The sequence below is a fragment of the Pseudomonas sp. GYB4201 genome (assembly GCF_056312595.1).
On record NZ_JBWGIG010000012.1, the window covers coordinates 119,080 to 133,686 of the forward strand.

Annotated in this window: 16 protein-coding genes; 9 read left to right on the forward strand and 7 right to left on the reverse strand. The window is 65.1% G+C overall.

Annotation, left to right across the window (positions count from 1 at the left end):
• Nucleotides 1–89 precede the first annotated feature (89 nt).
• Together AC0Z2B_RS13905 and AC0Z2B_RS13910 are read right to left on the reverse strand one after the other, a co-directional pair.
• The gene (locus AC0Z2B_RS13905) at nt 90–1,067 is read right to left on the reverse strand and encodes a zinc-binding dehydrogenase (RefSeq protein ID WP_476297334.1); all 978 of its coding nucleotides are present in this window, start codon (nt 1,065–1,067) and stop codon (nt 90–92) included.
• Complete coding sequence (locus AC0Z2B_RS13910) at nt 1,036–1,707, reverse strand: TetR/AcrR family transcriptional regulator (protein ID WP_416424811.1); 672 nt, start codon at nt 1,705–1,707, stop codon at nt 1,036–1,038. Before AC0Z2B_RS13910 ends, AC0Z2B_RS13905 begins: the two co-directional genes overlap by 32 nt.
• Nucleotides 1,708–1,870: 163 nt before the next feature.
• On the opposite strand from AC0Z2B_RS13910, the gene AC0Z2B_RS13915 reads away from it, so the two are divergent.
• From AC0Z2B_RS13915 to AC0Z2B_RS13935, 5 genes are all read left to right on the forward strand, one after another.
• Nucleotides 1,871–2,371 carry a signal peptidase II gene (locus tag AC0Z2B_RS13915; protein ID WP_476297336.1) on the forward strand — a complete coding sequence of 167 codons (501 nt, stop codon included), beginning with the start codon at nt 1,871–1,873 and terminating at the stop codon, nt 2,369–2,371.
• Between the two features lie 36 nt (nt 2,372–2,407).
• A complete protein-coding gene (locus tag AC0Z2B_RS13920) occupies nt 2,408–2,689 on the forward strand; it encodes a chorismate mutase (RefSeq protein WP_476297338.1) in 282 nt (93 codons plus the stop codon).
• Between the two features lie 273 nt (nt 2,690–2,962).
• The gene (locus AC0Z2B_RS13925) at nt 2,963–3,205 is read left to right on the forward strand and encodes a FitA-like ribbon-helix-helix domain-containing protein (protein ID WP_416424808.1); all 243 of its coding nucleotides are present in this window, start codon (nt 2,963–2,965) and stop codon (nt 3,203–3,205) included.
• Nucleotides 3,202–3,459 (forward strand): PIN domain-containing protein, encoded by a 258-nt coding sequence (locus AC0Z2B_RS13930; RefSeq protein ID WP_476297340.1) that lies wholly within the window; start codon nt 3,202–3,204, stop codon nt 3,457–3,459. The genes AC0Z2B_RS13925 and AC0Z2B_RS13930 overlap by 4 nt, the downstream gene beginning before the upstream one ends.
• Before the next feature lie 114 nt (nt 3,460–3,573).
• Nucleotides 3,574–4,359, forward strand: coding sequence for a sulfite exporter TauE/SafE family protein (locus AC0Z2B_RS13935; protein WP_416424806.1), 786 nt, complete (start codon nt 3,574–3,576; stop codon nt 4,357–4,359).
• 27 nt (nt 4,360–4,386) lie between these two features.
• On the opposite strand, the gene AC0Z2B_RS13940 is transcribed toward AC0Z2B_RS13935, so the two are convergent.
• The gene (locus AC0Z2B_RS13940) at nt 4,387–4,962 is read right to left on the reverse strand and encodes a nuclear transport factor 2 family protein (protein ID WP_416424805.1); all 576 of its coding nucleotides are present in this window, start codon (nt 4,960–4,962) and stop codon (nt 4,387–4,389) included.
• 111 nt (nt 4,963–5,073) lie between these two features.
• Between AC0Z2B_RS13940 and AC0Z2B_RS13945 the strand changes: the two genes are divergently transcribed.
• Nucleotides 5,074–5,955 carry a LysR substrate-binding domain-containing protein gene (locus tag AC0Z2B_RS13945; RefSeq protein WP_416424804.1) on the forward strand — a complete coding sequence of 294 codons (882 nt, stop codon included), beginning with the start codon at nt 5,074–5,076 and terminating at the stop codon, nt 5,953–5,955.
• Here AC0Z2B_RS13945 and AC0Z2B_RS13950 read toward each other — a convergent pair.
• A complete protein-coding gene (locus AC0Z2B_RS13950) occupies nt 5,946–6,671 on the reverse strand; it encodes an MBL fold metallo-hydrolase (protein WP_476297343.1) in 726 nt (241 codons plus the stop codon). The genes AC0Z2B_RS13945 and AC0Z2B_RS13950 overlap by 10 nt on opposite strands.
• A 73-nt stretch (nt 6,672–6,744) precedes the next feature.
• Between AC0Z2B_RS13950 and AC0Z2B_RS13955 the strand changes: the two genes are divergently transcribed.
• The 3 genes from AC0Z2B_RS13955 to AC0Z2B_RS13965 all read left to right on the forward strand — a co-directional run bounded on the left by AC0Z2B_RS13955 (nt 6,745) and on the right by AC0Z2B_RS13965 (nt 11,382).
• Complete coding sequence (locus AC0Z2B_RS13955) at nt 6,745–7,635, forward strand: bestrophin family protein (RefSeq protein ID WP_476297345.1); 891 nt, start codon at nt 6,745–6,747, stop codon at nt 7,633–7,635.
• A 490-nt stretch (nt 7,636–8,125) separates the two neighbouring features.
• A complete protein-coding gene (locus AC0Z2B_RS13960; protein ID WP_476297347.1) occupies nt 8,126–10,546 on the forward strand; it encodes an Ig-like domain-containing protein in 2,421 nt (806 codons plus the stop codon).
• A 359-nt stretch (nt 10,547–10,905) separates the two neighbouring features.
• Nucleotides 10,906–11,382, forward strand: a complete 477-nt coding sequence (locus tag AC0Z2B_RS13965) for a BRO-N domain-containing protein (protein ID WP_476297349.1) — start codon at nt 10,906–10,908, stop codon at nt 11,380–11,382.
• Nucleotides 11,383–11,490: 108 nt separating this feature from the next.
• On the opposite strand, the gene AC0Z2B_RS13970 is transcribed toward AC0Z2B_RS13965, so the two are convergent.
• The 3 genes from AC0Z2B_RS13970 to AC0Z2B_RS13980 all read right to left on the reverse strand — a co-directional run bounded on the left by AC0Z2B_RS13970 (nt 11,491) and on the right by AC0Z2B_RS13980 (nt 14,585).
• The gene (locus AC0Z2B_RS13970; RefSeq protein ID WP_476297351.1) at nt 11,491–12,315 is read right to left on the reverse strand and encodes a transporter substrate-binding domain-containing protein; all 825 of its coding nucleotides are present in this window, start codon (nt 12,313–12,315) and stop codon (nt 11,491–11,493) included.
• A gap of 51 nt (nt 12,316–12,366) precedes the next feature.
• Entirely contained in the window at nt 12,367–13,731 is a 1,365-nt protein-coding gene (locus tag AC0Z2B_RS13975) for a carbohydrate porin (protein WP_476297352.1), read from the reverse strand.
• A 71-nt stretch (nt 13,732–13,802) separates the two neighbouring features.
• Nucleotides 13,803–14,585, reverse strand: coding sequence for a nuclear transport factor 2 family protein (locus tag AC0Z2B_RS13980; RefSeq protein WP_473002654.1), 783 nt, complete (start codon nt 14,583–14,585; stop codon nt 13,803–13,805).
• Nucleotides 14,586–14,607: the final 22 nt, after the last annotated feature.

Below are 14,607 nucleotides of genomic sequence, written 5' to 3' on the forward strand. Positions count from 1 at the left end.
GTCCGGCCCTGATGCGGTTTTCCTGCAAGACCGCAGCGCCTTGGACGCGGCCTGCGGCCGCTGCTACGGAAATCCTGTAGTCCGGGGTATCAGGGGCGCAGCAGGATCTTGCCCTTGCGGCCGGGCTGCAGGCTGGCGGCTGCGGCCTGGGCCACGTCGGACAGGTCGTAGATCGCTTCCACCGGCAATTTCAGCTCGCCACTGGCCGCCAGGCGCAGCAGTTCGCCGATCAGCCGGCGCTTTTCGTCCACCGACAACTTCGCGCCCACGGTGCTGCCCCAGAACCCCTTGACCGTGGCCTGCTTGAAGATCAGGTCGCCGGAAGAGATCTGCATGGGCTCGCCGGTCATGGAGCCGAACGACACCAACAGGCCGTTCTCCGCCAGCAGCCCCAGCAGGTCGCCGGCGGCGCTGCCGCCCACCGAATCCACGGCCGCACGAATCGGCGCGTCACCGGCAATGGCGCGGACCTTGTCCTGCCAGCCGGCCTGGGCGGTGGACACGGCGTTGCCGATGCCCAGTTCGGTCAGCTCGGCCACGCCGGCGTCGCGGCGCACCAGGTTGATGGTGTTGACGCCGCGCGCGGCAGCCAGCATCGCCAGGGTCTTGCCCACCGCGCCGTTGGCGGTGTTCTGCAGGATGAAATCGCCCGGTTGCACTTCAAGGAACTCCAGCAGCATCAGCGCGCTCAGGGGCATGGCGATCAGCTGCGCCGCGGCCTCGTCGGCGATCGCCGGTGGCAGCGGTACCAGCAGCTTGGCGGGGGCGAGGAAATACTCGGCCCAGGTGCCATGCACGGCGGCCACGGCGAAGCGCTGGCCCAGGGTGATGCCTTCCACGCCTGCGCCCAGGGCGTCGATCACGCCCACCGCTTCGCTGCCGCCAATGGCCGGCAACGTCGGCTTGTAGCCGTACTGGCCGCGGATGGTCCACAGGTCGTGGTTGTGGATCGGCGCCAGCAACGTCTTGATCCGGACCTGGCCGGGGCCTGGCTCGGGCAGCGGGCTGTCGCCCAGGCAGAGAACGTCGGCGGGCTCACCAAAGGTGGGGTGCAGGGCACTGTGCATGTGGAGCTCCTTGTTGTTGGATGGGCAGCGAGGGGGAAGGGGTAGGGTGGCAAGCCAGCAGCGCGCCGGTGGCGGCCAGGGCCTGGTGCAAAGGCGTCTTGTCGCGGCCCAGCTTGGCCAGCAGCGCGGCGCCCAGCCACATCTGGTACAGCACCTGGGCCAGCGCCAGGGGCTCGGCACCGGCCGGCAGCGAACCGTCGGCGCGGCCTTCGCGAATCAGCGCAGCCAGGCGCGCTACCAGCGCGGCGACGCCGGCGTCCAGCACCTGGCGCATGTCTTCGGAGAGGTCGGCCACCTCGGCGGCCAGTTTCACCACCAGGCAGTCTTCAGCCCAGCCGTCTTCCCCGGCCTCGGCGAGCCACGCCTGCCAGTAGCGCATCAGCCGCTCGCGGCCGCTGCTGCCGTCGGCCGCCAGGAGTGCGTTCAAGCGCTGGCCGTACTGGGCCACGTACTGCTGCAACAGCGCGCAACCGAAGGCTTCCTTGGACGGGAAGTAATGATAGAACGAGCCCTTGGGTACCCCGCAGGCCTTGAGGATTTCCAGCAACCCGACGCCCACGAATCCCTTGCGCAGCACCAGCTGCTGGCCGGTGTCGAGGATGTGCTGGCGGGTGGCTTCGGCTTTCTTGGTCAATGTCATGCCAGCCATTATGCATGAAACAGACCGGTCGTCTAGTTGCGCGATGCTCGCATGGCGACATTGCGCCACGGCGCCCCAGGATGGACGCGCCGCCGCCCCTGCGCTATCGTCGCGCCCGCGCTGGGCCCGCTCGGGTGGCAGCTTTTCCTACAGGGAGTGGTGCATGCAAGGCAGGATGAAGAACCGCGCGTGGGTGCTGCTGATCGGGGTGGCGTTCATCGTCGCCGATCAACTGATCAAGCTGTTGGCCCTGGCAGCCTTGCAGACCCAGAGCTTCCAGTTTGGCAACGACCCCGTCAACCTGGCGCTGGCGTTGAGCCTCAACCCCGGTGCGTTCCTCAGCGTCGGCGCCGCGCTGCCGCCGTTGGTCAAGCAGCTGATCTTCATCATCGGCGTGGCCGTGGTGGTCGGTTGGGCGGGCTATTGGGCGCTGAAGCACTGGCCCACCGCTACCGGCAAGGCACTGGCCGTCTACGCCATTGCCCTGGGCGGCGCCGGCAACCTGATCGACCGCGTGTTTCGGGACGGCCACGTGGTGGATTACCTGATTATCAACGTCGGTGCCGCCCACACTGGCGTGTTCAACCTCGCTGACATCGCTATAACCGCCGGCGCCCTGGCGCTGGCCTGGGACATGTTTGCCTCGCCCAAGGCGCAGAAATAACCCTTGGCAGGGACGCCGCTGAACAGGACACGAACCATGCAAGACAATGAATTGAACACCCTTCGCGCGGAAATCGACGCGTTGGACGAGGCGGTGATCCGCCTGCTGGGCCAGCGCTTCGTGGCCACGCAAAAGGTCGGCGAGCTCAAGGCCAGCCAACAACTCGACGCCGTGGACCCGGCCCGCGAAGCCCGCCAGGCCCAGCGCTACGCAGCGCTGGCGGCGCAGCACGGCGTCAGCGACGACGTGGTGCAACGGGTGTTCCGCGTGGTCATCGACGAAGTGGTGCAAAACCACAAGGCGCTGCGCAACAACTGACCCGTAGCAGCTGCCGCCAGGCTGCGTCTGCTTCATGCGTTGAACCAGGCACACCGCAGGGTCCATGACGCGGCCTGGAGGCCGCTACTACGGGGGGCGCGTGTACCGTCGTCGATCGCGCCGTCTGCATCGCGGCCAAGGCCGGCTCCTACCACGGACGGCGTAGGAGCCGACTTTAGTCGCGATGCAGACGACGCTGGTTCAAGACAGTTTGCTGCCACCGACTTCTGCTATGACTGCAATGAGATCATTGATTGCAATACGGAGGCGCTCATGGCCAGTATTACCATCAGAAACATCGAAGACAGCCTGAAGGCGTTGCTGCGCATCGAAGCCGCCAACAATAATCGTTCAATGGAGGAGGAAGCTCGGGTCCTTCTCCGTCGCGCGCTGGTGAAACCCCCCGCGAAAAGCGGGTTTGGCAGCCGCATTCACGCGCGCTTCGCCGAGGACGCCATCGAGCTTGAACTGCCGGATCGCTCGGAGGCGCCTCGGGGCGAGGATCTTTTCCGGTGATTGTCCTCGACACCAACGTGCTTTCTGAGCTCATGCGGCCGGCGCCGGCTGCCAATGTCCTCGAATGGCTGGACAACCAGGACGCCGGTGACCTGACCACCACCTCCATTACCGTGGCAGAAGTGCTCTTCGGGCTTGCCGGCCTGCCAAGCGGGCAGCGCAAGGTCCGGCTGCAGACCCTGGCCACTCGCAACACAAAGGATTTTCAGCATCTGCCCATCGAGCTCATCAATCCGTGGGAGCCGATGCGCTGACAGCCTGCGCTTGGCGCGCAGCTTGGTTATAACCATAGTCAATAACGATCTAAACGTTAATAACGGAAGCGGCTATCCTGCCCGCCAGTTTTTGCGCGTGTTTAAGGCTCAGCAATGGATGTCGGTAATTTCGGTTTTGTGGTTGCAGGCCTTATCGTCGGCTTTGTAGTAGGGATGACCGGTGTCGGCGGCGGTTCGCTGATGACCCCGATCCTGTTGTGGTTCGGTATCAACCCGGCGACGGCCGTGGGCACTGACCTGCTGTACGCGGCCATCACCAAGTCCGGTGGCGTGCTGGTGCACCGCAAGAACAAGAACATCGACTGGGGCGTGACCGGCTGGTTGACCCTGGGCAGCGTGCCGGCGGTGGCGCTGACGCTGTGGTTCCTGAAGAGCTTCGACACCAACCCCAAGGCCCTCAATGGCCTGATCACCCAGGCGTTGGGCTATGTGCTGCTGCTGACCTCGGCGGCGGTGCTGTTCAAGCACAAGCTGCTGGCGTTCGCCCACCGCCGTGGCGGTGACAAGTCGCTGTTCAGCGGCACGCGCCTGAATGTGCTGACGGTGATCACCGGCCTGGTGCTGGGCACCATGGTGGCCCTGACTTCCATCGGCGCCGGCGCCCTGGGCACCGTGGCGCTGTTCATTCTTTACCCGCTGCTGCCCACCCGGCGCCTTGTAGGCACCGAGATTGCCCACGCCGTGCCGCTGACCCTGGTGGCGGGCCTGGGCCACGCCAGCATGGGCAACATGAACTGGGAACTGCTGGGCTTCCTGCTGATGGGCTCGCTGCCCGGCATCTACCTGGGCAGCCAGCTCACCGGGCGCATTCCCGATGCGGTGCTGCGCCCGTGCCTGGCGTTCATGCTGCTGTCCATCGGCTACAAGCTGGCCTTCTGATACGGCGGGCTTGCGCCCGCCGTCGCCTTACGCGTGCAGCCAGGCCTTGGCGTGTTCGCGCATCTGTTGTTCCAACTCACTGCCACGGGTGGCGAACACCCGGCCCAACGGGAAGCCGGCCTTCTCCAGCAGGTACGCCAGGCTGGCGTATTCACGCGGGTACTTGGCCACCACGGCGCTGTCGATCTCGACCGGGCCCAGGGGGAAGGTGAAGTAGCCCATGTCATAGACGGCCTGGCGCTTGAACAGCTTCCACTGGCCGTCGCGTTTTTCCACCAGGTCGTAGAAGCGTGCGTGGGTGTTGCAGCCCAGGTTCAGGCGGGTGTCTTCGCCGATGATCATCGAGTTGGTCTCGGCGATGGCCTTGTCGCCGTGGAAAGTCACCATGGGCGTGGCGATGAAGTGCTTGTTGCGCAGGGTCGAGGCGCCCATGCGGATGGAGCCGTCGATGAAGTCGCTGGCCAGGCCCTCGAACCAGGTCACGGCGACGGTGCCGTCGGGGTGGAACAGGTTGCGCAACTCGTCCCAGTTGCCGAGGTCGCGGTGCATCCAGCCGGTAATCAGGTCGGTGATCTGTTGGCGGTCTTCCAGGGTGTGGCTCATGGTGTGTTCCGGTTCAGTGGGTGAGGGCTTCAGCTTCTGCCGGTTTGCGGTTAACCTCAAATAGATAGATCTGACAGATCCATCACTTTAAATGATTGATTGAGGGCGACCATGGAACTGCGGCACTTGCGGTACTTTCTCGCCGTGGCGGAAGAGGGCCATTTCGGCCGTGCCGCCGAGCGCGTGCATATCGTGCAGTCGGCGCTGAGCATGCAGATTCGCGCGCTGGAGGAGGAACTGGGCGGCCCGCTGTTCGTGCGCACCAGCCGCCAGGTGCGCCTGACCGAGGCCGGCGAGGCCTTTCGCGAGCAGGCCCGGCGCACCCTGGAGCAGGCCGAGCATGCGCGGTTGACCGTGCAACGCTCGCTACGCGGCGAGACCGGACGGGTGCGGGTGGGCTTTGCCGGCAACGCGGTGTTCAGCGGCAAGCTGATGAGCGACCTGCGCGCCTTCCACGCCGCCTACCCGGACGCCGAGTTGGTGGTGGAAGAGGTGGCGCCGTCACGCCAGGGCGAGGCGCTGCTGGCCGGCCAGCTGGACATCGGCTACACCCCGGCGCAGGTGGTGGGCGAGGCCGTGCCGCTGCGCCTGGACGCGGTAGGCCGCTGGCCCTTGCTGATGGCCATGGAGCGCAGCCACCGGTTGGCCGGCGAGCCTCTGTTGACCGCAGCGATGCTGCACGATGAACCGATGATTCTGTACGCCGCCGACCCCCACGACCGCAGTCTGGAAGCCAGCCTGCGCGAGGCCCTGGGCGGCAGCCTCAAGGTGGCCCACCGCGCCGGCAACAGCCTCACCGTATTGGCCCTGGCCGCCGCGGGCCTGGGCCTGGCGCTGGTGCCCGAACCGCTGGTGCAGGTGGCCCTGGCGCAGCTGGTGTACAAGCCGCTGGCCATCGCCGGCATGCACACCGAACTGAGCATGCTCAGCCGCCCGGATGAAACCAGCGGTGCGGTGCAGGCGTACCTGGCCCTGGCCCGCGCTCAGGGGTGAGCGGCCAGCCAGTCGCGAACCAGGCTGCGCAGGCGCTCCCCGGAAAAACTCGGGAAGTGGCCGCCGTGCACGGTACGCACCGGCAGGTTTTGCAGCCGCTCGAGGCTGGCGCGGTACTGCTCGAGGTTGGAGTGGTAGGCGTCCTCGATCAGCGGGCCGTCGTAGACGATGTCGCCGGAGAACAGCGTGCCGCTGGCCGCTTCCCACAGGCAGATGCCGCCCGGCGAATGGCCGGGGGTGTGCAGCACTTCCAGCACCCGGTCGCCAAGGTCCAGCACGTCGCCTTCGTCGATCAGGCGGGTGACCGGCGCTGCCTTCACCCGGTATTCCTCGTAGCACAGCGGGCAGCCGGGGTGGGCGTCGAACATTGGGTCGCCGATGCACAGGTCGGCCAGGGTCAGGTCGTTGCGCGGGTCGGCCATGATAGCGGCTTCGGCCGGGTGCGCCAGGCGGTCGCTGAACTCGTGGTGGCCGGCGATGTGGTCGAAGTGGCTGTGGCTGGCCACCGCCAGTAGCGGCCGCTCGGTCAGCCAGGGCAACTGCTGGCGCAGGCTGACCAGCCCTGAGCCGGTGTCCACCAGCACGTCACGGTCGCGGCCGCTGATGTGCCACAGGTTGCAGCGGTAGAACGGCTTGATGAACGGCTCGTGAATCAGCTTCACGCCGTCGGCCAGCGGCTGTACTTCGAACCATTGTTCAGGGGTGACGATGCGCATGGGGCGGGACCTTGCGGCGAACCTTCGCCGGGAATGGGCGTCCGAAGGTGTGGACTCTGGGAGGTTAACGCTTTTGAAAGACGCCATCATCAAGAAGTACCGCCTGATCATCAAGACCCTGGGCTACGTGGGCTGGGCGCTGTTCTGGCTGCTGATCTGGGACATCCTGGTGACCGTGGACTTCATGCTCTACCTCAACAGCAAGGTCACCCTGCCGCTGATGCCCCTGACCCTGCTGGGTTCGGCGCTGGTGGTGCTGATCAGTTTTCGCAACAGTAGCGCCTACAACCGCTGGTGGGAGGCGCGCACCCTGTGGGGCGGGCTGGTGAACAGCTCGCGCAGCTTCGCCCGGCAGGTGCTGACCCTGATCGACGACGAGAACGGCGACGCCAACCCGGTGAAAGCCACGCTGCTGCGCCGCCACGTGGCCTACGTCAACAGCCTGGCCGCTGCGCTCAAGGGCAGCCAGTGCCCACCGGAGCTGAAGGCCTTCGTGCGCGCCGACGAGTTCGAGCGCAGCGCCAGCTCCAACAACTTCGCCAACGACATCCTCAACGGCTCGGCCAACCTGCTGGCCCGCGAGTACAAGGCCGGGCGCCTGGACAGCATCCGCCTGGCGCGGCTGGAGTCGACCCTGGTGGACCTGTCCAACAGCCAGGGCGGCCTGGAGCGCATTGGCAACACGCCGCTGCCGTTCCCCTACGTGTACTTCCCGCGGCTATTCATCTCGGTGTTCTGCCTGATCGTGCCGGTGGGCCTGGTGGAGTCGTTGGAGTGGTACACGCCGCTGGCCTCGACCGTGGTGGGCTTCATGCTGCTGGCCATCGAGCGCATCGGCACCGACCTGCAAAGCCCGTTCAAGCCCAGCGAGCACCAGATCAAGATGGACGCCATCTGCGAGACCATCGAAAAGAACCTGGAGTCGATGCAGCGCCAGGCGCAGCATGCGGAGTTGATTGATTGAGGCCGCGCGCCTCGCGTTCCACCTGATACAACGCTGACGCAGCCTTCGGCAGCTGCTACGGGAACGGTTTCCCAGCCGCACCCGTTAGTTCGTAGCAGCGGCCGCAGGCCGCGTCCGGGGCCCCGCGTTCCACCTGTTACACCGCTGACGCAGCCTGCGGCAGCTGCTACGGGATCGGCTTTCCAGCCGCCCCCGCTAGTTCGTAGCAGCGGCCGCAGGCCGCGTCCGGAGCCCCGCGTTCCACCTGTTAGACCGCTGACGCAGCCTTCGGCAGCTGCTACGGGATCGGCTTTCCAGCCGCCCCCGCTAGTTCGTAGCAGCGGCCGCAGGCCGCGTCCGGGCCCCCGCGTTCCACCTGATACACCGCTGACGCAGCCTGCGGCAGCTGCTACGGGATCGGCTTTTCAGCTGCACCTGTCAGTTCTTACAGTTGTGGGCTCGCCGGCGGAAGCGCCCAATCATGGCTCCACTCATCGCGGAGCCACAGCCCATGTCCCTCAACCTGCTGCAACAGAAAAACCTGCCCCTGATCCACCCCATCGTGCCGGGCATTCCTACCTCGGTCGGCACCCTGCTACGCCCCGCGGCCAACAGCCCGCGCGTGCTCCCCGACCTGCTGATTCCCGGGTCGCTGGTCATCAGCGCCGACCTGAACGGGATCGGCCTGGGCTTGGTGAACTCGATCGTTGGCGTGCGTGTGGTGGTCAACCCCTACACCAGCATGGACGTCAATGACCAGGTCACGGTGTTTTTCGACAATGTCCCGGTGGCTACCGGCACCGTGATCCAGCGCGATCAACCGCTCGATGTGTGGATTCCCTACGGCGCATTCATTCCGGGTACCGACCAGATCGTGGCCATCCATTACAGGGTAGTGCGTGTCTCGGGTGGAGCGGAGGACTCTGAGCCCCATCGCTATCGCATCAAGTTGACCCGCCCCGGTGGCATAGACCATAGTCCTGAACCCCAGCACCAGAACCTCTTCGCCCCGGTGCTGCCGCCGCACATCGCCGCCGATGGCGTCAGCCAGGCCGACGCCCAGGCGGGTTTCAAGGTGACCGTCAGGCCTTATGAAAACATGGCCAGCTACGACGTCATCGACCTGCGCTGGAACGGCCACGCGCTGCCGCTGCGCACCGTGCAGCCGACCGAGGTGGACGGCACTATCGACATCGATATCACCGCCGCCGTCATCGCACTGGGCGGCGATGGTACCGACTTGCCGATTTATTACCGGGTGTACGACCAGGTGAACAATGTGGCGGAGGATGATCGTGGGCTGCCGTGGTCGGTGATTACCCCGGTGTTCGTGCATGCGGACCCGAACGCGCTGCCGGCGCCGACGGTGCCGGCAGCGCTGAATGATGAACTGCGCCTGGATGACCTGGGAAACAACGATGTGACAGTCCAGGTCATTACCTACCCAGGGCCGTTCGTCCGTGGCGATGAGGTGGTACTGACCTGGCGTGGGTTGACCGAAGATGGGCACGTGATTGCTTACGAACAGACCGAACGGGTGGCTGCCGAGCCACCCGCAGTCATGACTTTCACTGTGCCCAATGCAACCGTGATGGCCATCGGTGGCGGCCGGGCGTACGTATCCTACGGGGTGCGAGGGCAGGGGTCGCAGTACCGTACCATCAAGGTGACGGGACTACCGGTATTGCTGGCCGCGCCCACCATTGCCGGGCTGGATGGCACGGTGCTGCCCCCTTCGCAGGTAGGGCCGGATGGAGTCGTCGTGCATTGTGCCTACGCGCGGCAGGCCGGAGATATGGTGACGCTGGACTGGGATGGCGACAGTGCCTTCACGCCTGTAGCGGGTAGCCCGGGTGATCAGTTCGTGAATTTCCGCGTACCGCTGGTCAAGGTGGCGGCGTATCTGGGGCGGCGGGCGAATGTGAAGTACTCGGTGATGCGTGCTGGGGTGGCGTTGCCGTCGGCGGTGTTGGAATTGCAAGTATTGCCTGTACCTGCAAACTCGTTGACGCAGTTGATTATCCAGCAGGCAGCCAACAGCGGAATGGGGCCGGAGTTCATGGTATCTGCCGCTGCTGCAGCTACTGTACAAGTAGGGCTGTGGCCGTTGATTGCCACAGGGCAACAGGTTTGGCTACTGGCTGAAGGTGTTTATGCCGATGGAACTCCTTTCGTGAGGAGGGAATGGAATGGTGGCGGAAACATTGTAACTCAGGGGTGGATAACGCAAGGTTATTTACCTGTCAATTTTTCGGTCGCGGACATCAAGCGCTTGAAGGATGGCAGCTCACTGACGCTTACCTTCAAAGCGTCGCTGACCAAAATCGATGATGAATCCCAGGCGATTACCTTTGATCAGCGGATGTACACGGTTAAGGCCCTGGTGAATACGACCCCGCTTGTATTGAACGGCTTGGCGGTCAGGTCCGAAGAGAATTGGCCGCGTACCGGAGAGGATTTCATCGGTAACTGGGGGCTGCGTCTGGGCCTGAATGGCACCCCGCCGTATACCTACGCCAGCAGTAATGCGTCGGTAGCGACAGTCAATGTCGAAGGTAAAGTCGTAGGGATGAAAAATGGTTCTACGTTGATTACGGTGACGGACCGGGTCGGTGTGAGTGCACAGTATTCTGTTGTAGTGAGCAATGTCTGGGTGTTTCTGGTTCGGCCAAGCCTCTCCGATCAGCCGGGTGCACTGGCGTGGATGGCTGATCAAGGGGGGAGTCCTGTGAATAATAACGATTTGAGGGCGTTGTATCATTATTATCAACGTCCTCTTCCTGGTATCGGAACGGCGCAGGCCTGGGTAGGAGTAACCGGCGGTTGTAGCGGCGGCGCATCAAGTTCGTTATTTGTGTTTGCCGATGGGTTGATTTCAAATTGCCATGCAAATACTGTCCGTTTGTGGGCTATATGCAAGCGCGCTACCTGAGGGACGAAATAATTGTTAAAACTCCACACTGAGGTGGCGCAGAGGTTTACGTGACCAGCGGTTTTCATGGGCGCTTTGCAATACACCTTAACATCTTGAAGGTTGCCACACCCCCGGTGCGCCCTTACCCTGCGCACCGTCTCCGAAGCCTCGGAGATCAGGTTTAGCGACCTGTATGGGAACGCCGCAGCACCATACCGCTTGTTTCAGGCAACCTTGCCTGCGATAAGTGTTATGGCAGCTGCGTGTGGGAGACTTTCGAGTCTGCCGGTCGTCCCACCGGTTCGCTAACCTGCACGCAGCTGCCACCCCAATCCCCAACCACCGTGGCAGCCCTTCACCCGCAAGGAGCTTCCGCCATGGCCACCTTCGTCGCCACCACCTTTTTCCGCCACCAACTGCCCTTGCGCGCGCTGATGATCGAGGACCAGGCCTGGGTGTGCCTGCACGACCTGGGCCGGCTGATGGGCGTGCATTTTGTGGAACGGCGCATCCGCAGCCTGGACGCCGACCAGCACCGCGAGGCGTGGGTGCAGCTGGACGGGGAGTGGGGCCGGCACCTGCTGGTGAGCGAGACCGGCGCGGTGACCTTGATCATGCACAGCCAGATGCCGGAGAACCGCGCGCTGCGCCAGTGGCTGACGCTGGAAGTAGTGCCGACGCTGCGGCGCATGGGCCCTGGCGAGGTGCCGGCGGTGACGGCCATGTGCGCCCACGGCGGGCAGGTGAAGGTGCTGTATTGGCAGGATGAACCGTGGATTCGCCTGCGCGATATGCCCGAGGTGCTGCCGGTGAGCCGCCCGCACAAAGCCCCGTGGTGGCGCGTATGGGCATAACCCCGTAGCAGCGGCCGCAGGCCGCGTCCGGGGCCCCGCGGTCCACCTGATACACCGCAGACGCAGCCTTCGGCAGCTGCTACGGGATCGGCTTTCCAGCCGCACCCGTTAGTTCGTAGCAGCGGCCGCAGGCCGCGTCCCAGGCGCCGCGGTTACGGGGGGGGTGGGGAGCCATTGGGCCTGGGCTTGGCGGTAGGTGCCCGTCGCCTTGGCCAGGTGCAGCCATTGGTCCACGTATAGCTTCCAGGTGAGGTCGCCCTGGGGCAGCAGGTAGGCTTTTTCACCGTACTGCATGTACTGCGCCGGGTTCACCGCGCACAGCCCCGGCTGCAGTTTCTGGTGGTACAGCGCCTCGGAGGCGTCGGTGATCATCACGTCGGCCTTGTGCTGGCGCAACTCTTCAAAGATCGTCACGTTGTCGTGCAGGCTCAGCTGCGCCTTGGGCAAAAACGCGTGCACGAAGGCTTCGTTGGTGCCACCGGCCGGTTCGATCACCCGCACCTGGGGGCGGTTGATCTGCTCGATGCGCTGGTACTTGGCCTGGTCTTCGCAACGCACCAGCGGCACCTTGCCGTCCACGTCCAGGGTGCTGCTGAACCACGCCTGCTTCTGCCGCGCCAGGGTCACCGAGATGCCACCCACGGCGATGTCGCACTGGCCGGCGAGAAAATCGGGCATCAGGGTTTTCCAGGTGGTGGGCACCCACTGCACCGTGGCGCCCAGGCTCTGGGCCAGGTTTTGCGCCAGGGTAATGTCGATGCCTTCGTAGCTGCCATCGGCCTTTTTGAAGGTATAGGGCTTGTAGTCGCCGGTGGTGCAGACGTTCAACTGGCCGCGCTGTTGGACCTGCTCCAGGCGCGAGGGCGGGGTGTCGGCCAAGGCCAGTGCAGGCAGCAGGGCGGCCAGTAGAACGGGGGCGTGCAGACGCTTCATCGGTGGCTCTCTTGTTGTAGGCGTGCGCCGATGAAATCACAGCCGCCAGGCTCAGTCCATGCGCGGCGCGGGCAACCCGGCCAGGGCACCGAGGTTGACGGTGAGCACGGTGCCGAACACCCAGCCGTCATGTGAGGTTTGCGCGGTGTAGGGGTCGAAGGCGGTGTTAGCGTTGAAGCCGTAGGCCACATACGGGTCGATGCTGAGGTAGCGGCCCAGGTTGAGGTGGGCGAACAGCTCGACGAGCTGGCTGTCGCGCCCGCCGCTGTAGCCGCTGCCGCCGCTGGCCAGGTTGGCGTCTTCCAGCAGCTTCTGCTTGCGGGCGCTGAGGCGGTTGTATTCCACCTTCACGCCCAGCACGTCGTCGTGGCGGCCGAAGGAGTTGAGCCAGGAGGCACCGGTGTAGGCATCGGCGCTGACGCCGCTGTTTATCCAGGTGGAGTTGTTGGCCCCGGCGCTGGCGAACAGGTACAGCGCCTGCTCGCCGTCAAAGCGCTGCACCACCTTGCCGGCACTGGCGATCAGGCCGTTGGCACCCTTGTGGCTTTGCGCCGCCTGGCTGCTGTCGAGCACCTGCGAGGTGCCGGCCACGGTGTAGTAGGGGTCGTCCTCCGGCGCGTTGAGGTAATAGCCGGTCAGCTCGGCGTGGGCCGGCAGCGCGCCCTGGCGGTCGGCGTAGCCCAGGGTCAGCAGCGAGGTGACGCCGGTGGCCTGGGTGGTGCGCCAGTTCCAGCCGTCCATGCCCCACAGCCCGGTGTTGTATTCCCAGGCGCCGGCCTGCAGGTAGCCGTGCTCGCCGAAGCGGTATTTGGCGCGGGCGCTCCAGGTGGCGTAGGGCGGCGGCAGCACCAGCCAGGTGTACTGGGTGAGGCGGCTGAAGTTCTCCCACAGCGAAAACTCGTCGATGAAGAACCACACCACGTTCTTGCGGCCAACCTCCAGGTCCAGGCGGTTGCCCAGCAGCCGCTGTTCGTAAGTGAACACCGGCACATCGCGCTTGGGCGCGTTCTGCGGGATCTGCGCCAGCGGGTAGGCGCCCACGGTGCCGCCCACGGCGTTGTTGCTGCGCCCGTAGTTGCGCACGGTCTCGATGTGCAGGGCGCCACCGGGTATATCCAGCAGCTTGCCCAGGTCCAGTTCCAGGCCCAGGGAGTACGATGAAATCAGTTCGGTCTCGCCGGTCTGCACGCCCAGGCTGTGGCTGGTGAACAGCGACTCCTGCAGCTTGGCGGTGGGGAAGATACCGTGCTCGGCCAGCCAGCCCTGGTCGGCGCTGCCGGGGGTGGTGGCGGCCTGGGTCGGCAGGCTGATGTTCTGCAGCACGGTGCCGGCGGGGATGTCGGCGTCGGCGGCGAAGGCGTGGCTGTGGACGGCGAGCAGCAGGGCGCTGCCCGCGAGCGCAAGGACGCGGGGCATGGGCACACTCCAAATTGTTGTTGTGATGGGAGCAGGGCGGTGGGCCCGGCCAGGTGCCGGGCCGCGGGTGGCTAGTAGGCGGTCTTGTCGTCGAAGCTCATGTACGGCGCAGGCGGTGCGGGCACCAGTTCGGTGGGCTTGTCGGCGCTGTACATCCAGTGGGTAGTGGCGGGGCGGTCGGGCTTGAAGGCGTCGGGCAGCGGCGGCATCTGGTGGTCGTTGGGCTGCTGCACCCAGCTCTTGTCATAGGGCGAAAGGAACAGGCCGTAGACGTGCAGGTGCCAGATCTTCCATTCGCCGTTCTCCTTGATGAAGTCGGCGCCGTACTTGGCCCAGCCCCAGTTGGCGGTGACCTTGTCGCTGCCGAAGAAGCCGGTTTCCACCCCCGGCGACACCCACACCGCCTTGGCGGTCTTGAGGTCGCCCGCCACCTCGATCACCGGGGTGCTGAGGGTGTGGATGTGCATCTGGCCCTTGCGCTGGTTCACGCCCTCGGTGTCCACGTGCATGCCGCTGTACAGGCGGTGGATGCTGTGGGCGCCTTCGTACACGCCCCACATCATTTCCACCCGCACGCCAGGGGTGTCGAGGGCGAACAGCGACTCCGATTCAGTGTGCCGACCAGCGGTATGCAGGAACGAATAGCGGCCCATCACGTTGCTGACGGCGGTTACCGCCTCGGCCCGTTCCAGGCGTTGTTCCATGCTCAGTTGCTGGTTGATTGCGGCATCGCCGAACAACGCGGGCACCGGCGCGGCGACGGCGGCGTACACCAGGTGGCTGGCGCCAAAGGCCAGGGCCAGGGCGCTCAGGCCCTGGGTAAGGGAGAAGCTCAGGCGCGGGAAATGTGGCATGGGCAAAGTCCTTGTATTGTCA

Coding starts and splice junctions, on each gene's coding strand:
- AC0Z2B_RS13905 (WP_476297334.1), bottom strand. CDS start 1,067: ATGCACAGTGCCCTGCACCCCACCTTTGGTGAGCCCGCCGACGTTCTC.
- AC0Z2B_RS13910 (WP_416424811.1), bottom strand. CDS start 1,707: ATGACATTGACCAAGAAAGCCGAAGCCACCCGCCAGCACATCCTCGAC.
- AC0Z2B_RS13915 (WP_476297336.1), top strand. CDS start 1,871: ATGCAAGGCAGGATGAAGAACCGCGCGTGGGTGCTGCTGATCGGGGTG.
- AC0Z2B_RS13920 (WP_476297338.1), top strand. CDS start 2,408: ATGCAAGACAATGAATTGAACACCCTTCGCGCGGAAATCGACGCGTTG.
- AC0Z2B_RS13925 (WP_416424808.1), top strand. CDS start 2,963: ATGGCCAGTATTACCATCAGAAACATCGAAGACAGCCTGAAGGCGTTG.
- AC0Z2B_RS13935 (WP_416424806.1), top strand. CDS start 3,574: ATGGATGTCGGTAATTTCGGTTTTGTGGTTGCAGGCCTTATCGTCGGC.
- AC0Z2B_RS13940 (WP_416424805.1), bottom strand. CDS start 4,962: ATGAGCCACACCCTGGAAGACCGCCAACAGATCACCGACCTGATTACC.
- AC0Z2B_RS13945 (WP_416424804.1), top strand. CDS start 5,074: ATGGAACTGCGGCACTTGCGGTACTTTCTCGCCGTGGCGGAAGAGGGC.
- AC0Z2B_RS13950 (WP_476297343.1), bottom strand. CDS start 6,671: ATGCGCATCGTCACCCCTGAACAATGGTTCGAAGTACAGCCGCTGGCC.
- AC0Z2B_RS13960 (WP_476297347.1), top strand. CDS start 8,126: ATGTCCCTCAACCTGCTGCAACAGAAAAACCTGCCCCTGATCCACCCC.
- AC0Z2B_RS13965 (WP_476297349.1), top strand. CDS start 10,906: ATGGCCACCTTCGTCGCCACCACCTTTTTCCGCCACCAACTGCCCTTG.
- AC0Z2B_RS13970 (WP_476297351.1), bottom strand. CDS start 12,315: ATGAAGCGTCTGCACGCCCCCGTTCTACTGGCCGCCCTGCTGCCTGCA.
- AC0Z2B_RS13975 (WP_476297352.1), bottom strand. CDS start 13,731: ATGCCCCGCGTCCTTGCGCTCGCGGGCAGCGCCCTGCTGCTCGCCGTC.
- AC0Z2B_RS13980 (WP_473002654.1), bottom strand. CDS start 14,585: ATGCCACATTTCCCGCGCCTGAGCTTCTCCCTTACCCAGGGCCTGAGC.